General features: G+C 57.4%; 18 protein-coding genes and 1 other annotated feature. Of the genes, 9 read left to right on the top strand and 9 right to left on the bottom strand.

Annotated elements, in window-relative coordinates:
• Positions 1 to 4 precede the first annotated feature (4 nt).
• The 6 genes from ACI5FR_RS00245 to ACI5FR_RS00220 form a co-directional block, all read right to left on the bottom strand.
• The gene (locus ACI5FR_RS00245; RefSeq protein WP_405448749.1) at positions 5 to 772 is read right to left on the bottom strand and encodes a TSUP family transporter; all 768 of its coding nucleotides are present in this window, start codon (positions 770 to 772) and stop codon (positions 5 to 7) included.
• Between the two features lie 29 nt (positions 773 to 801).
• The gene (locus ACI5FR_RS00240; RefSeq protein WP_405448746.1) at positions 802 to 1,788 is read right to left on the bottom strand and encodes a type I phosphomannose isomerase catalytic subunit; all 987 of its coding nucleotides are present in this window, start codon (positions 1,786 to 1,788) and stop codon (positions 802 to 804) included.
• Positions 1,785 to 2,423 carry a tRNA 5-(aminomethyl)-2-thiouridylate-methyltransferase MnmM gene (gene mnmM, locus ACI5FR_RS00235; protein ID WP_405448743.1) on the bottom strand — a complete coding sequence of 213 codons (639 nt, stop codon included), beginning with the start codon at positions 2,421 to 2,423 and terminating at the stop codon, positions 1,785 to 1,787. Before mnmM ends, ACI5FR_RS00240 begins: the two co-directional genes overlap by 4 nt.
• A 423-nt stretch (positions 2,424 to 2,846) precedes the next feature.
• Positions 2,847 to 3,512, bottom strand: coding sequence for a c-type cytochrome (locus ACI5FR_RS00230; RefSeq protein ID WP_405448740.1), 666 nt, complete (start codon positions 3,510 to 3,512; stop codon positions 2,847 to 2,849).
• A gap of 27 nt (positions 3,513 to 3,539) precedes the next feature.
• Positions 3,540 to 4,493, bottom strand: a complete 954-nt coding sequence (gene mnmL / locus ACI5FR_RS00225; RefSeq protein ID WP_405448737.1) for a tRNA modification radical SAM protein MnmL/YtqA — start codon at positions 4,491 to 4,493, stop codon at positions 3,540 to 3,542.
• A gap of 103 nt (positions 4,494 to 4,596) precedes the next feature.
• Positions 4,597 to 4,785 carry a hypothetical protein gene (locus ACI5FR_RS00220; protein WP_405448734.1) on the bottom strand — a complete coding sequence of 63 codons (189 nt, stop codon included), beginning with the start codon at positions 4,783 to 4,785 and terminating at the stop codon, positions 4,597 to 4,599.
• Positions 4,786 to 5,047: 262 nt separating this feature from the next.
• Between ACI5FR_RS00220 and ACI5FR_RS00215 the strand changes: the two genes are divergently transcribed.
• Together ACI5FR_RS00215 and trmB are read left to right on the top strand one after the other, a co-directional pair.
• A complete protein-coding gene (locus tag ACI5FR_RS00215; RefSeq protein ID WP_405448731.1) occupies positions 5,048 to 5,254 on the top strand; it encodes a hypothetical protein in 207 nt (68 codons plus the stop codon).
• A gap of 122 nt (positions 5,255 to 5,376) precedes the next feature.
• Positions 5,377 to 6,135, top strand: a complete 759-nt coding sequence (gene trmB, locus ACI5FR_RS00210) for a tRNA (guanosine(46)-N7)-methyltransferase TrmB (RefSeq protein ID WP_405448728.1) — start codon at positions 5,377 to 5,379, stop codon at positions 6,133 to 6,135.
• A 130-nt stretch (positions 6,136 to 6,265) separates the two neighbouring features.
• Here the strand turns inward: trmB and ACI5FR_RS00205 are convergent, their stop codons facing one another.
• Complete coding sequence (locus ACI5FR_RS00205) at positions 6,266 to 7,384, bottom strand: MGDG synthase family glycosyltransferase (protein ID WP_405449778.1); 1,119 nt, start codon at positions 7,382 to 7,384, stop codon at positions 6,266 to 6,268.
• A gap of 59 nt (positions 7,385 to 7,443) precedes the next feature.
• Positions 7,444 to 7,971, bottom strand: coding sequence for a phosphatase PAP2 family protein (locus ACI5FR_RS00200; RefSeq protein ID WP_405448725.1), 528 nt, complete (start codon positions 7,969 to 7,971; stop codon positions 7,444 to 7,446).
• A 181-nt stretch (positions 7,972 to 8,152) separates the two neighbouring features.
• Here ACI5FR_RS00200 and ACI5FR_RS00195 point away from each other — a divergent pair, with 181 nt between their 5' ends.
• The 5 genes from ACI5FR_RS00195 to rplT all read left to right on the top strand — a co-directional run bounded on the left by ACI5FR_RS00195 (position 8,153) and on the right by rplT (position 12,281).
• On the top strand, positions 8,153 to 9,349 hold the full coding sequence (locus ACI5FR_RS00195; protein ID WP_405448723.1) for a glycosyltransferase family 4 protein: 1,197 nt from the start codon (positions 8,153 to 8,155) through the stop codon (positions 9,347 to 9,349).
• Between the two features lie 310 nt (positions 9,350 to 9,659).
• Positions 9,660 to 10,892 (top strand): glycosyltransferase family 2 protein, encoded by a 1,233-nt coding sequence (locus tag ACI5FR_RS00190; protein ID WP_405448720.1) that lies wholly within the window; start codon positions 9,660 to 9,662, stop codon positions 10,890 to 10,892.
• Between the two features lie 67 nt (positions 10,893 to 10,959).
• Positions 10,960 to 11,098 (top strand) — a sequence feature (ribosomal protein L20 leader region).
• 53 nt (positions 11,099 to 11,151) lie between these two features.
• Positions 11,152 to 11,652, top strand: coding sequence for a translation initiation factor IF-3 (gene infC / locus ACI5FR_RS00185; RefSeq protein WP_405448718.1), 501 nt, complete (start codon positions 11,152 to 11,154; stop codon positions 11,650 to 11,652).
• Positions 11,653 to 11,685: 33 nt separating this feature from the next.
• Positions 11,686 to 11,889 carry a 50S ribosomal protein L35 gene (gene rpmI / locus ACI5FR_RS00180; protein WP_405448715.1) on the top strand — a complete coding sequence of 68 codons (204 nt, stop codon included), beginning with the start codon at positions 11,686 to 11,688 and terminating at the stop codon, positions 11,887 to 11,889.
• A gap of 38 nt (positions 11,890 to 11,927) precedes the next feature.
• On the top strand, positions 11,928 to 12,281 hold the full coding sequence (gene rplT, locus ACI5FR_RS00175) for a 50S ribosomal protein L20 (protein WP_405448713.1): 354 nt from the start codon (positions 11,928 to 11,930) through the stop codon (positions 12,279 to 12,281).
• 96 nt (positions 12,282 to 12,377) lie between these two features.
• Here rplT and ACI5FR_RS00170 read toward each other — a convergent pair whose 3' ends face one another.
• The gene (locus tag ACI5FR_RS00170) at positions 12,378 to 13,259 is read right to left on the bottom strand and encodes an AraC family transcriptional regulator (RefSeq protein ID WP_405448710.1); all 882 of its coding nucleotides are present in this window, start codon (positions 13,257 to 13,259) and stop codon (positions 12,378 to 12,380) included.
• A gap of 637 nt (positions 13,260 to 13,896) precedes the next feature.
• Between ACI5FR_RS00170 and ilvB the strand changes: the two genes are divergently transcribed.
• Both ilvB and ilvN read left to right on the top strand, forming a co-directional pair.
• Positions 13,897 to 15,648 carry a biosynthetic-type acetolactate synthase large subunit gene (gene ilvB, locus ACI5FR_RS00165; protein WP_405448707.1) on the top strand — a complete coding sequence of 584 codons (1,752 nt, stop codon included), beginning with the start codon at positions 13,897 to 13,899 and terminating at the stop codon, positions 15,646 to 15,648.
• Complete coding sequence (gene ilvN, locus ACI5FR_RS00160) at positions 15,645 to 16,133, top strand: acetolactate synthase small subunit (RefSeq protein ID WP_405448704.1); 489 nt, start codon at positions 15,645 to 15,647, stop codon at positions 16,131 to 16,133. The genes ilvB and ilvN overlap by 4 nt, the downstream gene beginning before the upstream one ends.
• The last annotated feature ends 108 nt before the right edge of the window (positions 16,134 to 16,241 follow it).

The raw sequence follows: 16,241 nt of genomic DNA, 5'->3' as shown, positions 1-16,241 counted from the left end.
GAGTTTAGACGTGGAACAGATCCCACAGCTGCTTGCCAATGAGAAGGGTGGACATGAGGATGAACAGCGGCTTCACATACGACACCCCACGACGAATGGCGAGGCGGGAGCCGACGAGCGCGCCTGCAACCATCGCGGCCGCCATCGGCAATCCATAGTAGAAATTCACATAGCCCATGAGGATGAACGTGATCAGGCTGCCGAAGTTGCTCGCGAGATTCAGTACCTTGGCATTGCCGGCCGCCCCGACGAAGTCGAAGCCTAGCAGCAGGAAGGCGAAGATGAGGAACGAGCCCGTGCCCGGTCCGAAGAACCCGTCATAGAACCCGATGACGAGCGCCACTAGCGCACTCACGAGCGCGGTACGTTTGCCAAGCCCTTTGTAAGTAGACATGGCTCCCCAATTTTTCTTGAACAAAGTGTACACGGTGACCAGGATAAGCAAAATGACCACGATCGGCTTCAGGAACGGAGCCGGGATGTACTGCACCGTCACCGCCCCGCCGACCGATCCGGCCAAGGCTAGCGGGAACAGCCAGAGGACGAGCTTGAGATTGATTTTCCCCGAGCGGAAGAACGAGGCCGAGCTCGTGAGCGAGGAGGCGGTGCCCCCGAGCTTGTTCGTGCCGAGCACCATACCGGGTGGCAGCCCGGTCAGCAGAAGGGCAGGGACGGAGATCAAGCCTCCGCCCCCGACGACCGAGTCGATGAACGAAGCCAAAAAACCGGCCGCGATCAAAAACAGCAGCATTTCTAAAGAAGGATGTTCCATAACGAGTTCGACTCCTGGTCTGAGTTGGATTAAGGCAAGTAGCTGCGAAGTACGGTGAACGTTCCTTCTAATGTATAGTCGCCCAGGCCCGCCGGCAGCAGGAAGCAGTCGCCCGGCTTCACCGGAATTCGGCCCGGCTGCGCGCTGTCCGGCCATGTCAAGGCGCCGGTGCCTTCGCACACGATGAGAATGACGAAGCTCTCCGGCGTCGTCTGCAACGGCCACGTGCCGTCGACCGCGCCTTTTTCCACCGTGAAGTAAGGGGAGCGGGCCAAGAGGAGCCATTGGCCGGGACCGGGCAGCTCGGTCGTCATTCGGCTCGCGCCGCTTCCTTCATAGGCGATCACGTTCAGCGAGTCCTCGATGTGCAGCGCTCTGGGCTTGCCGTCAAGACCGGGCCGGTCGTAATCGTACAGGCGGTACGTCGTGTCCGAATTTTGCTGGATCTCTGCAGCCAGCACGCCGGCGCAAAGGGCATGCACCGTTCCGGCCGGGATGTAGAACGAGTCACCCGCTTTCACATCGACCTCCTGAAGGGATTCCAGGATGCGGCCTTCCGCGATCGCTTGGGCGAAGGTCTCGCGCGTAACGCCGGGCTTCAGCCCGTAGATGATTTTGGCGCCGGGCTTTGCATCCAGGATATACCACATCTCGGTTTTGCCGAGTTCGCCGGGCGGCAAGCGATCGTACTCGTTGTCCGGGTGTACCTGCACCGACAAGTCGTCATTGCAGTCCAGCAGCTTGATCAGCAAGGGGAACCGGGTGCTATTGTCCGCGGGGGCTCCTTTCGTCCCGAATAAGACGTAGCCGTATCGCTCCCGCACTTCATCGAGCCCGAGTCCGGCGAGCGGTCCGTTCATTACCTTGGTCGTGCCGTTCGGATGGTCGCCGATCATCCAGCCTTCGCCGATCGGGCCGTCCGGCAGCTGCAGGCCGAACTGCTCCAGGGCACGGCCTCCCCAGACGCGTTCCTTCATCTCGGGTTGGAATTGCAGAGGGTAGGGCTTCGTCGTCATCGTCTCGTTCTCTCCTTGTCCGCCTGAACGGGCGGTTTCTTCTTGAGCACCCCGATGAGGTAAGGGGCTTCCGCTTTGGCATTCAGAAATTGGTACACCAGCACCTGATACGACAGCTGCGGCAGCCGCTGCGCCCACGAGCGGACGGCTTCCGCTTCTTCTTCGCCCCCGGCGTGTCCGCTGTATAGGACGATCGTAAGGACACCATCCGGCTTGAGGAGCGTGAGAGCCGCGTCGAGCGCGGGCAGTGTCGTGTCCGGTCGCGTGATGATGGGACCGGCGCCTTCTTCGGCGTCTTCCGAGCCGCCGGGCAAGTAGCCCAGATTGAACATGACGGCAGACACGCGGCCCCGGCAATCGGGAGGCAGCGCCTCGAGCATCTCGGCGTGGCTGCGCAGGTGCAGCACGGGCCGGGCAATGCGGGCCGTGCCCTCGGCTTCGATGCGGGCCTGCGTCTCGGCCAACGCTCGAGGCTGCACATCGAAGCCGTGCACCGTCCCCGTCGGTCCGACGGCCCGGCACAGCATAAGCGTATCGACGCCGTTGCCGATCGTGGCGTCAATGGCCGTATCGCCCGGCTGAATTCGCTCGGCCGCCCATTGTTGGGCCATGCTCAAGACGGATCGGAATCCCATCGTTTCAGTTCCTTTCATATAACATCGATGCAGGGTGCATCTGTTAGCCGTTCAAAGCTCCGATGCCAAGATACCATATGCCGTCGTGATTGGCAATGACTACGGTTGCCAACTCCTCTGTACTTTCATAACCTCTCTCACTCCCACGGCTTGTCTCCCTTCAGTAGGCATCCGATGCTCGCATTGAATAGAACCGACGGCTGTACCATGGCCCTTCTAAACTCCTTGTGCCACTATCCCTTTCGCCCAGGATCGAGCCCCGATCGGCCAAACACGCACCAGGCATCCAATGTGCCCTAGACCGTTCTAATTCGCCGAGAGGCGAGAATAAGCCGGAAAAATCGTGTTACTGGTCCCAAGCATCCCAACAAAAACAAAGGTTGGGCAGGGGATATTCCCGAGCCCAACCTTGAGGTGCATACCTTACTTTTTCTCGGCCAACCAAGCCGCCAACGATTCGATCGCCGCAGCATCCAGCGACTTCTCAAAGCCCGGCATCTTGGACGAGCCCTTCGTGATTTGCGTGACGATCTGCTCCTTCGTCTTACGCGAGCCTACCTTGGTCAAGTTCGGCCCGACCTTGCCTTGGAGCTGATCGCCATGGCAGGAGACGCAGCTCGCCTTGTACAGCGCCTCGGCCCCCGAGCTCGCGCTGGCCGGCTCCGTCACCGTCGGCGCAGGCGTCGCGCTCGGCGCCGTGCTCGCCGGAGGCGACGCGGTCGCCACAGGCGGCGCCGCCACGGTCGCGGCCGGCGTAGCCACGACCGGCGCGCTCGCCACCGGCGTCGGCGACGGCGTGGCTGCAGGCGTCGCCGTAGCGGCCGGCGTCGCCGAAGCAGTAGCCGCCGGCGTCGCCGTCGGCGCAGTGGTGGCCGACGCGGACTTCGTCGGCGTCGGCGAGGCGGTCGAGCCGCCGGCGGTGGCCGGCTCGACAATTTTGCTGCCGCTGTCCGTCGTCTGCGGCTTGTAAGGCTTGGCCTCTCCGCAGCCGGCCAGGACGAGCAGCAGAGCGGCCGAGAGCAGCGCCGTATTCCGGGTGCCGGCCAGGTTGATCTTGAATGCGACTTTCCCCTTTTTCGCTTGCGACATTCTCATTCCTCCCCAGGAATCGTCAAGTCAGGATCGACAGTACTTCCCTTGCCATGTATCGCGCGACTGGAGTTCGTCGTCGATCGCATTCAGCACTTCCCACTTCTTCAGGCTCCACATCGGGCCGATGAGCAGCTCCCTTGGTGCGTCGCCGGTCAGGCGGTGGACGATCATCTCCGGAGGCAGGAACTCGAGCGTGTCGACGACCAGCTTGACATACTCCTCCTTCTCCAGAAAACGGAGCAGCCCGGCCTCATACTGCTTCACCATCGGCGTCTTGCGCATCAGGTGGAGCAAGTGAATTTTGATCCCCTGCACGTCCATCTCCGCTACCGCTCGTCCGGTCTCGAGCATCATCTCGTGCGTCTCGCCCGGCAATCCATAGATGATATGCGCGCATGTGCGGATGTTATGCTTGCGCAGCTTGGCCACGGCGTCCAGGTAGCACTGCGTGTCATGCGCCCGGTTGATGAGCTGGGACGTCGACTCGTGAACGGTCTGCAGCCCCATCTCGAGCCACAGATACGTACGCTCGTTCAGCTCGGCCAAGTATTCGACCACATCGTCCGGCAAGCAATCGGGACGCGTGGCGATCGAGAGTCCGACGACGCCGGGTTGCTGCAAAATGGCTTCATAATACTCACGCAGCTCGTCTACAGGCGCATACGTATTCGTATACGCCTGGAAGTAGCCGATGTACGACGCTTCCGGCCACTTCTGATGCTGCAGGTCGCGAATCGTGTTGAACTGGGTGACGAGGTCGTCCCGCCGGCTTCCGGCGAAATCTCCGGATCCCCGCGCACTGCAGAACGTGCAGCCGCCGGCCGCAATCGAACCGTCCCGGTTCGGGCATGTGAAGCCCGCGTCGAGCATCACCTTGAACACCTTCGTTCCGAATCGCTCCCGCATTTCGTAATTCCATGTATGAAATCGCTTGTCCCCCCAGAGAAGAGGAGCGCGATGCTGCAACGTGCCTGTCATGACGGTAAAGCTCCTTTTCAACGGAAACGTGTCTAGGCAGCCGTCTGCCCATGGCACCATTGTATCATTACTGGTACGTTTCTACCAATGGTCCGTCGGACCTTTACTCCGCGAGCAGCTGCCTGGCACGATGGAGGACCTGCTCGAGCGCTTCGATCTCGTTTGTGTCCAAGTGCAGCGTGACATACGAGGGAACAAGCCCGCCACTATTGAATTCCATCAGCACCTGCTTGGCATCCAGGTCCAGCCGGATATCCATTCGATCGGTTTCGTACAGCGTGGTCCAAGCCATTCGCCCAACCTCTCCTTTATTCGACGGATTATGCCTTCATTGTAGTCAGGGCGACCGGGAATGACAAGACGAGAATGGCGAAAAATCTGGAAAAAAAATTGGCTCCATGTCAGCTTTTTCCCTTGCAAAACCTAACATGACGTGTTAAATTAAAAATAAGAAAGTTCAAGCATCAGCAGGATTCTCGCCACATAACCGTACTTGAATTCATGAACTTGTTCAGCTTTGGGCATACTGGAAAAAACTCCGAGAGGTGAGAACAATGAATTCTGAATTTCAATTTCCGAACGGCGAAGAAAAGATCACGATTGAATTGACAGTGAAGGAAGCGTTGGCGCTGAGCGCCGGGGAGCGGTTCGTCCCGAACAGCCATGTCACCGTGAGTGCCAAGCGCAAGCTGCGCAAGGAACTGGAGCATCTGCTCATTCCGGAGAGCGATAAAGTTCATTATTCCTCGCTGGAGCTGTAAGCATCGATACGTCAATAAGCCAACGCCTCTTCGGTCGATCCACCTATGGATCGGTTGAGGAGGTTTTCTTTTTCCTGTATGATGGGACTGATGATGGAGTTATCGATGGAGGACAAGCACGTATGAGATTGAGAGGCAGAAAAGGGATTCGCGAATCGCTAGAGCGGCAGCAGGAGCTCGTCATTTTGGAGCCGAGCGAGCACCGCGGGCGCTGGGCCCAGTTTTTTGGCAATGACAAGCCGATTCACATCGAGCTGGGGATGGGCAAGGGCAAGTTCATCTCGGAGATGAGCGTCCTTCACCCCGATGTGAATTTCATCGGCATCGATATGTACGACGAGCTCGTGCGCAGGGCGAGCGAGAAGGCGCGGCTCGCGGCGGGCCGAGAGGATGGGGCGGCTCCGCCGAATTTGGCGCTCGCGCGGATGAATATCGAGCGCATCGAGGAGGCGTTCGCGGACGGCGAGATCGAGCGCATCTACTTGAACTTCAGCGATCCGTGGCCGAAGAAGCGGCATGCCCGCCGGCGATTGACGCACAGCGGATTCGTGAACAAATATAGGCAGCTGTTGAACGCGAACGGGGAGATTCATTTCAAGACGGATTCGCGCTCGCTGTTCGAATTCTCGCTCAATACGTTCGCGGACATGGGCCTCCGGATGCGCAACATCTCGCTGGACCTGCACGTGGACGGGCCCTCCCTGAACAACGTGATGACCGAATACGAGAGCAAGTTCTCGGGCCGCGGCTTTCCGATCCATCGCGTGGAGGTGGTCATCGGCGAGGCTGCGCTGAATAGCCACCTGCATCGGCTGGCATCGGAGCAAGAACACGAAGCCGCCGCGGCGCCCGACGACCGGGACGACGACGATGCGAACTGATCTACATCTATAGGATATTAATCAGAAGACCCGGCCCATCGGCCGGGTCTTCGTTCGTATGGCGTTCAAGGGTTCGGCTTATAATCGGCAATGCTAACCGTTAATCTCGTGTGCCGCACATCGCAGCCGCTTACAGCAGCTGCATGATCGCTTGCGCGCCGTGCTGCGGCGTATACGCCGGCTGCCGCTCGGGTGCGGCGCCGACCCGGGCGAGCTGATCTCGGGGATGCTCGCGGACCAGCTTCCCGAACCAGGCGTCGAGCGTCTCGTGCGATTTGATCGGCTCGCCCAGCCCTTGCTCGGTGAAGTACTGGCAGTTCTCTTCCTCCTGCCCCGGTATCGGGCTGTAGAACAGCATCCGGATGCCTTTGGCTAGCCCCTCCGTACACGTAATGCCGCCGGGTTTGGTGATGAGCAGGTCGGACACGTCCATCAGCTTGTCGATCTCGCGGGTGAAGCCGAACAGATGAATGTTCGGATGCTGGAACAGCGGCGTCTCCGCCAACTGCGCGCGGGCTTTGTCATTGTTGCCGAAGCAGAACAGGAACTGAATTTGCTCGCGCCATGTCGTCATATGCGCCATGAGGCTTTCCTTATTCAGCATCCCCCAGCCGCCGCCCATGACGAGGACGGTCGGCATGTCGCGCAGCCCGAACTGCTGCCGCAGCTCTTCGCGGTTGTGCTGCTGCCAGAAATTCGGGTGGACGGGAATACCCGTCACTTCGATGCGATGAGCCGGCACTCCGTGCTGACTTTGCAGCTTTTCCTTCACCTCGGCCGTGGACACCAGGTACTTGTTCACCTCGGGACTTACCCACGTACCGTGGGCGTCGTAATCCGTGATGACCGTACACAGAGGGATATCCAGCCCGGCCCGCTTCAATCGCGACACGACTACGTTCGGGAACGGGTGCGTGCAGACGATCGTATCCGGCCGCAGCTGGCGGATGAGCTCGGCCGTCTGGCTGTAGAAGATGCGATGGAGCGCCAATTGGGTAATTCGATTCAGGGATTTGTTATATTGGGCTCGGTAGACCATGCCATAGAGCTTCGGTTGAGTTAGCAGCGTCTTGCGGTATGCGGAAAATATCCAGGGCGCCAAGGTTGGATGCAGGAATGCTCCGAGTTCGAACACTCGCGTCCGCAGGTCGGGCGAGAGCAGCCGCAGTCCTACGGACAGGGCGTGCGCCGCTTGCGTGTGACCGGCTCCGAAGCCCTCGGACAACAGCAAGATCCGTTTTTTTCTCAGGCGGGGGTCACCCTTTCCTTGTACCAATGTCGTAGTAGTCACCACTACAATACTCGAACTCAACCGACGAATGCAACCGCGCTGAAGGCGGCGCCCATCCCGAGCACGCTCCCGGCGATGCAATCCGACGGATAGTGCAGCCCCAAGTAAATCCGAGACAAACTGACCATGACCGCCAGCGTGATGAGCGGCAGGGCGAAGCCCGGGGCGGCGAAAACGAACGGAATGACGACAGAAAAGATCGCGGTAGAATGACCGGATGGAAAGGAATGGTCCTTGAGCGGATTTTTACCAAAAATCACTCCAGGATGCGCGAGATAAGGACGTTGTCTAGGGTACTTCTTCTTCACCAGGGCGACCGGAATGTGGCTGACGGCCAGGGCGAGCAGCGCTTGCCAAGCCGCGAGCCGCAGATTGCCCCTAACGGCGAGGCCTATGCTGAGGCAAATGACGATCGTCGCGGTCGCTCCGCCCAAATGCGTGATGACAGCGAACAATCGATCGAGGATCGCATGCCGCATACGCCGGTTCACCCAGAAAAATAACTTATTTTCATGCTGCTTCAGCCAGCTTACGACTCGGCTCATGATGCTCCCTCCGTTCCTAGTTGACCTTGCGTTGATTCTAACCTGATCATACACCATAAATGTTAGATGAGTATTAAAGCGAAGGTAAATGAAAATTTATGTTTCGATGATATTCCAAAAACATTAGATGGTTATACTGAGCAGTAATGGCTGTCAGTCCAACGATAGGAGGTTACATAGGATGAAGGTGGCAATCTTCACGGATACTTTTTTGCCTGATGTGAACGGAGTGGCGGGTACCTTGGGAAGATGGGCAGACTATTTGGAGAGAAAAGGGGTGGAGCTTAGAATATTCGCTCCTCATACAGTGGACCGTAATTCGCCTTCATACAATTCATCCATAGTAGACCGTTTCTACAGCATCCCGTTCCTTCTCTATCCGGAGTGCAAGCTCGCGATCCCGAACCCGAACCGCATCCGCAAGTCGCTCGCCCAGTTCAAACCGGATTTGATTCATGTGGCCACGCCGTTCAACCTGGGTTTATTCGGGCAGCGCTATGCCCACAAGCACAATATCCCCTTGGTCGCTTCCTACCATACGCATTTTGATCAATATTTGGCATTTTATAAGCTGCAATGGTTAGAACCGATGTTATGGAAATATGTGCTATGGTTTCATCAAGGCTGCGAGAAAATCTATGTTCCTTCGGCCTCCACGCTTACATATTTGCAGGAAAAAGGGCTGAAGCGGCTGGAGATTTGGTCGAGAGGTGTCGACGTTTCCCGATTCCATCCGATGGTGGACCGGCAAGCGGTTCTGCAACGGGTTGGCGTGCCGTCGGATAAATTCGTATACCTCTACGTAGGTCGTATTGCGCCTGAGAAGAGTATCGACGTCCTGCTCGCCGGCTATGAAGCGTTGCCTGAATCCGTAAAGCGGAAGTCCCACCTGCTTCTCGTCGGGGATGGACCGATGTTGAAGGAATTGGAAGAAACGTATCGGAATCACGAAGGGATCACGTTCACCGGCTTCATGGGCGGGAAGTCGCTCAGCGAGCTGTATGCCGCGGCGGACGTGTTCTGGTTCCCCTCGGCGACCGAGACGTTCGGCAATGTCGTCCTAGAGGCAATGGCATCGGGGACCCCCGTTATCGGCGCTTCTGCGGGCGGAGTGCAAGATCTCATCACACACGGGGTGAACGGGCTCTTGTGTCCGCCTCTCAACGTATCGGCCAACCGGGATGCGGCACAGCAGCTGTTCTCGAACCGCGAGATGCTTCACCGCTTGTCGCGAGAAGGGAGAGCGTACAGCCTCAAACAGTCGTGGGATTCGATATTCGGGCGGTTATTCGATAGCTATATGACGGTAATCGGAGACCGAGATGCGAAAAAAGTCGAATGGGCTGCGGTTCCTGGCGCTAAAATAGGACTTCGATAAGATTGTCTCGAGTAGGACCGTCGGGTATAATGGGACACAGGCCTTTTCACCAAAATGTTAAACTTTCGTGAAAAGCATCGAGAACTCGCAGGAATCGGCTCTATTGATCAAGGCAGTCGATCATGAAGCGATAAACCCGTCATAATCCCGCCATTCTGCCTTAAAGCAGCGAAAATGGGATTTTGACAAATGGAGGCAAAGAGAGGAAAATCATATTCGGTCACGTCTGTTTCCTGAAAACCAAAATTATACATGTTTGACGACAAAGAGAACCTAGGGTCATTTTTAACCACAAAAAGGGGGGTCAACCATGATTGATTACTTCGTATTCACCATGCAGGTGATACTGGCTTTCATGGGGGTGTACCAGCTTATCTTCACCTTCTTCGGCTATTACAAGCGAAAACGATCCGTGCATTATCCCGCGCAAAAATCGTTCGCCGTGCTGATTGCGGCGCACAATGAAGAGAAAGTCGTCGGGGCGCTGATCGAGAATTTGAAGAAAATGGACTATCCGAAAGAACTGTACGACGTGTTTGTCATTTGCGATAACTGCACGGACAGGACGGCCGACATCGCCCGCGAGCTGGGTGTGAATGCCTGCGTCCGGAATAACCCGCATTTGCGCGGCAAAGGCTATGCGCTGGAATGGATGCTCAAGGAGCTGTGGAAGATGCCGAGATCGTACGACGGTGTCGTCGTTCTCGATGCGGACAATCTGGTCAGCTTGGACTTCCTGCAGCATATGAACAACGATCTGTGCTCCGGCAAGCAAGTCATCCAGGCTTACCTGGACACGAAGAACCCGCACGATTCTTGGATTACAGCTGCCTATGGGGTTACGTACTGGTATTGCAACCGGTTGTGGCAACTGCCCCGGACGAATCTGGGACTGGCCAACTACCTCGGCGGTACCGGGATGGTGTTCGAATCGAACCTGCTCAAGGAAATGGGCTGGGGCGCGACGAGCCTGGTCGAGGACTTGGAGTTCACCGTGCGCTGCGTACAGCGCGGGATTAATCCGGTGATGAACTACGATGCGAAGGTGTACGACGAGAAGCCGCTTACGTTCAAGGCTTCCGCCCGTCAGCGCCTGCGCTGGATGCAAGGCCACTTCGCTGTGGCGAGGCGCTACTTCTTCCCGCTCATGTGGCAAGGGTTGAAGGAGATGAATTTGTCCAAGATCGATACCGCGATCTATACGATCAACGTGTACAACGTTATGTTCGGCTTCATCTTCAGCGCGATTCTGTATGCCGACAAGCTGCTTCCCGGCGAACCGCATTTTGCTTCGCTGTATGACTATCTGCCTTCGCTGCTCGTGATGACGTTGACCGCGATCATCTACGTCCAATTCCCGATCGCGCTCATGCTCGAGAAGGTCAAGTCGTGGAGAATTTACCTGTCGCTCATCACGTACCCGATTTTCCTGGCGTCCTGGTGGCCGATTACCGTGTATGCATTCTTCACGCAGAACAACAAGACGTGGAGCCACACGCAGCATACGCGCGTCATCCGCATGGAAGAGATCCAAGGCAAGTAAAAGGCATTCGGGCGGTTTGACAGACCGCCCGAATGATGCTATAGTAGCAAGAGTGTCTTAACAAATATGCAACAAGCAGAAGCGCCCGCTTCTCACCTGCCCAACGGCGTTGGCTGGTTCGCATAACGTTCATTCTAGAGGTTTGTTGTCAGGAAGAATGAGATGAGATGTGGGCGGTTCTATACTGCCTGCATTTTTTTGTTTGGAAATCCATTCTTGCATCCAACTACGGAGGTGGAACGTTATTAGTAAAGATCATATGGTCAATGACGAGATTCGCGTCAAGGAAGTTCGCTTGATCGGTCCAGACGGCGAACAGCTCGGGATTAAGCCGATCCGCGAAGCGATGCAAATCGCCATCGATGCCAGCCTCGACTTGGTGAACGTTGCTCCGACCGCTAAGCCGCCTGTATGTCGGATTATGGATTACGGAAAGTTCCGCTACGAGATGCAGAAGAAGGAGAAGGAAGCCCGGAAGAATCAGAAAGTCGTCGAGATCAAGGAAATTCGCTTGTCTGCGACGATCGATGAGCACGACTTCCAGACCAAACTGCGCAACGTGGCGAAGTTCCTCGGCGACGGGGACAAGGTGAAGCTGTCGGTCCGCTTCCGGGGACGGGAGATCACGCACGCCAGCATCGGCCAAAAAGTGCTCGAGCGGATGGCGACTGAGGTGGAGAGCTTGTCCATCGTAGAGCGCCGGCCGAAGCTCGAGGGCCGCAGCATGATTATGATTTTGTCGCCGAAGCAGCAAGCTTAAGGCGGCAACACTATAACAGAGGAGGATATTGAGATGCCGAAAATGAAATCGCACAGCAGCTTGAAGGATCGTGTAAAGATTACGGGGACCGGTAAGGTCATGAGATACAAAGCTTACAAGAACCATCTGATGTACGGGAAATCCCCGAGCCAAAAGCGCACCCTGAGCGGTCAGCCGATCATGGCGCCTGGCGACGTTAGACGCTTGAAGCAGCAATTGTCCCTGATCGAAGGGTAATCCGTATCGAGCACGATAATTCTAGGAGGTAGAATACCATGGCAAGAGTTAAGGGCGGGTTTGTCACTCGTCGTCGTCATAAGAAAATTTTGAAGCTTGCAAAAGGCTATTTCGGTTCCAAACACCGCTTGTTCAAAACCGCGAACGAGCAAGTGATGAAGTCCCTGATGTACGCGTACCGGGATCGCCGTCAAAAGAAGCGCGATTTCCGCCGTCTTTGGATCGTGCGGATCAACGCTGCGGCCCGCATCAACGGACTGTCCTACAGCAAGCTGATGCACGGCCTGAAGCTGGCCGGCATCGAAGTGAACCGCAAAATGCTCGCAGACCTCGCGGTCAACGACTCCAAGGCGTTCACGAGCTTGGCGGACGCTGCGAAAGCGAAGATTTAAGCTGGCTAGCTGCTATGAAAGCTGTCCCTGACGGGGCAGCTTTTTTTGTTCTAGAAAGGTACTGTCTCGTTGTAAAGCGTGCCCGAGGAACGGTGCTTATGTTGTAAGCCGCCGATACTGGCCGGGAGACAGCCCGAACTGCTGCTTGAACAGCTTGTTGAAAAAGCTCAAGTCGTCGAAGCCGACCTCCTGGGAGATGGAGAGCAGCTTCTCCTCCGTATGCCGCATGCGCTCCGCCGCGACCTGCAGCCGGATGGAATTGCGGTATTCGATGAACGTCTTGCCGGTGTGCTGCTTGAACTTGGCGGAGAACGCCGACGGACTCATGCCGCACAGCTGGCTAACTTGCTGCAGCGTGAGGGGTTGGGCATAGTGCTGCTCGATGAAGGCGCAGACGCTGGCGAGCATGTTCGCTTCCGTCCGGAACGACGCGGAGGCGGTGCGCCGCTGGGCGAAACAGCGGCTGAGCAAGACGAACAGCTCGATCAGCCGGGTCTTCGTCAAGATCCGGTAGCCGATCGGCTTGCCTTCGAACTCCGCGATGATGCGGTCGAGCAGGGCTTTAATTTCCATCTGTTCATAGACGTCCAGCTTGAGGTGGGACTGGAACTGGACGGCGCTGCGGAGGAACGGTTCGACGTAGAAAAAATCGAGGAACGGGGTCACCTCCGACAGCGTCTCGAGCTCGGTCTGGAGCAGGCGGTGGAGGAACAGCACATTGTAGACGAGCAGCGACGAGTCGGCTGCGGTTTCGTACGAATGCTCCGCCCCCGGTTCGATGACGAATACGTCGCCGGCTCCGATCGAATACATCTCCCCTTTGTACCAATGCGTCCCCGAGCCTTCGGCGATGTAGGCCAGCTCGACGAAGTCGTGGGCGTGGGGGCGGATTGGCGCGCCCGCTTCGATACGGAAGGGGCCGGCGAAGAACGGGAAGTCCGGACCCTCCATAAACGACTCGATCTTCAAGATGTGCATGACGACGGGCCTCCTTCGGAGCTCTTTGATCCGATTATAGTGGACGCGCGCGCAGGAGGGCTATCCCTTTTCGCAATTTTTTGGCGTAAACGCATCCATTTTGTGCCACAGATCGAATTCGCATTAAGGTCTTGACTATTAGGCCAAGGATGCTATAATTAATGACAATATTACACTTTATGTTATCGGCTATGATGAGGACGAAGTGATAAAGGCTCTTATGTTCAGAGAGCGACAGGAACTGCTGAAACCTGCGCCGTAATCCTTTATTGACGAGCTCACCTCGGAGCTGTTTTCCTGAACGACGGTCGGAACGTTACGGTCGGCTCAGTAGGGAGAATCGGATTGGCACTCGTTACTGTGCCGCAAGTCTCTGACAGGGTCTCCGGGCTGCTGAACGACAACTTGCTAAGGCTGAACATCGTGAGGTGTTCGGCAAACTCGGGTGGTACCGCGGAAGAGTTAACCCCTTTCGTCCCAATGTGCGCTGCTGTTAGCGCCGGGATGAGAGGGGTTTTTTGGTGCATTCGGCCATTTGCATGCATGGCTTCGTGCACGACCAGGTACGTGTCCTCGGGTCATGATGTCAAGCGCTTGACATCGCTTCGAGGGGCACAGATTGAGAGGAGGATTACTCATGAGTGTTCAATTGTCAATGGAAGCGACACAATCCAAGGAAGCGCTGCGCCAGAAGCTGCTGCAGCCCGATGTGATTTCCGGTTCGGAAATATTGCTCCGTTCTCTCTTGCTGGAAGGCGTAGATTGCGTATTCGGGTATCCGGGCGGGGCGGTTCTATATATTTATGATGCGATGCATGGCAACAAAGACTTCAATCACTTGCTGACCCGTCACGAGCAAGGCGCGATTCACGCGGCGGACGGCTATGCCCGCTCGACCGGCAAGGTCGGCGTCTGCATCGCCACCTCCGGTCCGGGAGCTACGAACCTGGTGACCGGCATCGCGACGGCGTACATGGACTCGGTGCCGCTCGTCGTTATCACCGGCAACGTAGCGAAGCCGTTCATCGGCACCGACGCGTTCCAGGAAGCCGACATTACGGGCATCACGATGCCGATCACGAAGCACAGCTACTTGGTGCGCGAGGTCGAGGACTTGCCGCGGATCATCCACGAGGCGTTCCACATCGCCAATACCGGCCGCAAGGGCCCGGTGCTGATCGACATTCCGAAGGACGTCTCGAACCATACGACCAAGTTCTACTACCCCGAAACGGTGAACATTCGCGGCTACAAGCCTTCGATGGCGGTGGACGAGAAGCAGATCGACGATCTGCTCCAAGCGATCACGGAGGCCGAGCGCCCGCTCATCCTGGCAGGCGGCGGCGTCGTCTACGCGAACGCATCGGAGGAGCTGGTCGAGTTCGTGAACAAGACCCAGATCCCGATCACCACGACGCTGCTCGGATTGGGCGGCTTCCCTAGCGGCCACGAGCTGTGGACGGGGATGCCGGGGATGCACGGCACGTATACGTCGAACCACGCGCTGCAGCATGCGGACCTGATCATCTCGATCGGCTCCCGGTTCGACGACCGGGTGACGATGAAGCTCGACGGCTTCGCGCCGAACGCGAAGGCGATCGCGCACATCGACGTCGATCCGGCCGAGATCGGCAAGAACGTGAAGGTCGACTATCCGGTTCTGGGCGACATCAAGGCCGTCCTGCGGGCGGCGAATCCGAAGGCGAAGCCGGCGAAGTCCCAAGCCTGGATCGCGAAGCTTGCCGACCTGAAGACGGCGTACCCGCTCAAGTACAAGGATTCCGACGAGGAGCTGAAGCCGCAATTCGTCATCGAGATGATCAGCGAGACGACGAACGGCGAAGCGATCGTCACGACGGACGTAGGTCAGCATCAGATGTGGGCGGCCCAGTTCTACAAGTTCAAGCATCCCCGCTCGATGGTCACTTCCGGCGGGCTCGGCACGATGGGCTTTGGCTTCCCTTCCGCGGTCGGCGCTCAGATGGGCAATCCGGATAAGCTGGTCGTCTCGATCAACGGGGACGGCGGCATGCAGATGTGCGCCCAAGAGCTGGCCGTCTGTGCGATCAACAACATTCCGGTCAAGGTCGTCATCATCAACAACCAAGTGCTCGGGATGGTGCGCCAGTGGCAAGAGATCATTCACGGCAACCGCTACAGCCACATTGACTTGGCGGGCAGCCCGGATTTCGTGAAGCTGGCCGAAGCGTACGGCGTGAAGGGCTTGCGCGCGACGAACAAAGAAGAAGCACGCCGGGCATGGCAGGAAGCGCTCGATACCCCGGGGCCGGTCGTCATCGACTTCGTCGTCCGCAAGGAAGAGAACGTGTTCCCGATGGTTCAGGCCGGTACGACTATTAGCGACATGATAATGGGGGATTCGGAATGAGCGCCAGAAAACATACGATTTCCGTGCTAGTGAACAATCAACCCGGCGTGCTGCAGCGGGTGGCCGGCTTGTTCGGCCGCCGGGGCTTCAACATTGAGAGCATTACGGTGGGCGAGTCCGAGGAATCCGGACTCTCCCGCATGGTCATCGTCACGACGGGCGATGACAACACGCTCGATCAGGTCATGAAGCAGCTGTACAAGCTGATCGACGTGATCAAGGTCGTCGATCTCAGCTCGAATCCGATGGTCGCCCGCGAGATCGCGCTGATCAAGATCAACGCCGAGCCGAGCGCAAGACCCGAAATCCTCGGCATCGTCGAGACGTTCCGCGCGGCGGTCGTCGATATCGGGCCGCAGTCGCTCATCGTGCAGGTCGTCGGCGACACCGACAAGATCGACGCGATGGCCGAGCTGCTGAAGCCTTACGGCATTCGCGAATTTTCCCGGACCGGCGTCACCGCCATGATCCGCGGACTGGCTTAATCGGCTTTCTTTTCCTCATCCTACCACCCATAGCTTCTATGAGTGGGGGTCCGGGGCAAGAACCCGGCGATTTCGGTTCTTTCTCGGGACGCCCACTCATAGGGTTTA

This window comes from Paenibacillus sp. HJGM_3, from assembly GCF_045062745.1.
Classification (GTDB): domain Bacteria; phylum Bacillota; class Bacilli; order Paenibacillales; family NBRC-103111; genus Paenibacillus_AA.
Note: the sequence above shows the minus strand (reverse complement) of the source record. Positions and strands in the feature narration are given on the sequence as shown.

Bases quoted from the DNA above. Each gene is read 5' to 3' on its own strand.
- ACI5FR_RS00190 (WP_405448720.1), top strand. From the start codon at position 9,660: ATGATTGATTACTTCGTATTCACCATGCAGGTGATACTGGCTTTCATG.
- ACI5FR_RS00220 (WP_405448734.1), bottom strand. From the start codon at position 4,785: ATGGCTTGGACCACGCTGTACGAAACCGATCGAATGGATATCCGGCTG.
- ACI5FR_RS00230 (WP_405448740.1), bottom strand. From the start codon at position 3,512: ATGTCGCAAGCGAAAAAGGGGAAAGTCGCATTCAAGATCAACCTGGCC.
- ilvB (WP_405448707.1), top strand. From the start codon at position 13,897: ATGAGTGTTCAATTGTCAATGGAAGCGACACAATCCAAGGAAGCGCTG.
- rpmI (WP_405448715.1), top strand. From the start codon at position 11,686: ATGCCGAAAATGAAATCGCACAGCAGCTTGAAGGATCGTGTAAAGATT.
- rplT (WP_405448713.1), top strand. From the start codon at position 11,928: ATGGCAAGAGTTAAGGGCGGGTTTGTCACTCGTCGTCGTCATAAGAAA.
- ACI5FR_RS00215 (WP_405448731.1), top strand. From the start codon at position 5,048: ATGAATTCTGAATTTCAATTTCCGAACGGCGAAGAAAAGATCACGATT.
- mnmL (WP_405448737.1), bottom strand. From the start codon at position 4,493: ATGACAGGCACGTTGCAGCATCGCGCTCCTCTTCTCTGGGGGGACAAG.
- ACI5FR_RS00245 (WP_405448749.1), bottom strand. From the start codon at position 772: ATGGAACATCCTTCTTTAGAAATGCTGCTGTTTTTGATCGCGGCCGGT.
- ilvN (WP_405448704.1), top strand. From the start codon at position 15,645: ATGAGCGCCAGAAAACATACGATTTCCGTGCTAGTGAACAATCAACCC.
- ACI5FR_RS00200 (WP_405448725.1), bottom strand. From the start codon at position 7,971: ATGAGCCGAGTCGTAAGCTGGCTGAAGCAGCATGAAAATAAGTTATTT.
- ACI5FR_RS00170 (WP_405448710.1), bottom strand. From the start codon at position 13,259: ATGCACATCTTGAAGATCGAGTCGTTTATGGAGGGTCCGGACTTCCCG.
- infC (WP_405448718.1), top strand. From the start codon at position 11,152: ATGGTCAATGACGAGATTCGCGTCAAGGAAGTTCGCTTGATCGGTCCA.
- ACI5FR_RS00195 (WP_405448723.1), top strand. From the start codon at position 8,153: ATGAAGGTGGCAATCTTCACGGATACTTTTTTGCCTGATGTGAACGGA.
- trmB (WP_405448728.1), top strand. From the start codon at position 5,377: ATGAGATTGAGAGGCAGAAAAGGGATTCGCGAATCGCTAGAGCGGCAG.
- ACI5FR_RS00240 (WP_405448746.1), bottom strand. From the start codon at position 1,788: ATGACGACGAAGCCCTACCCTCTGCAATTCCAACCCGAGATGAAGGAA.
- mnmM (WP_405448743.1), bottom strand. From the start codon at position 2,423: ATGGGATTCCGATCCGTCTTGAGCATGGCCCAACAATGGGCGGCCGAG.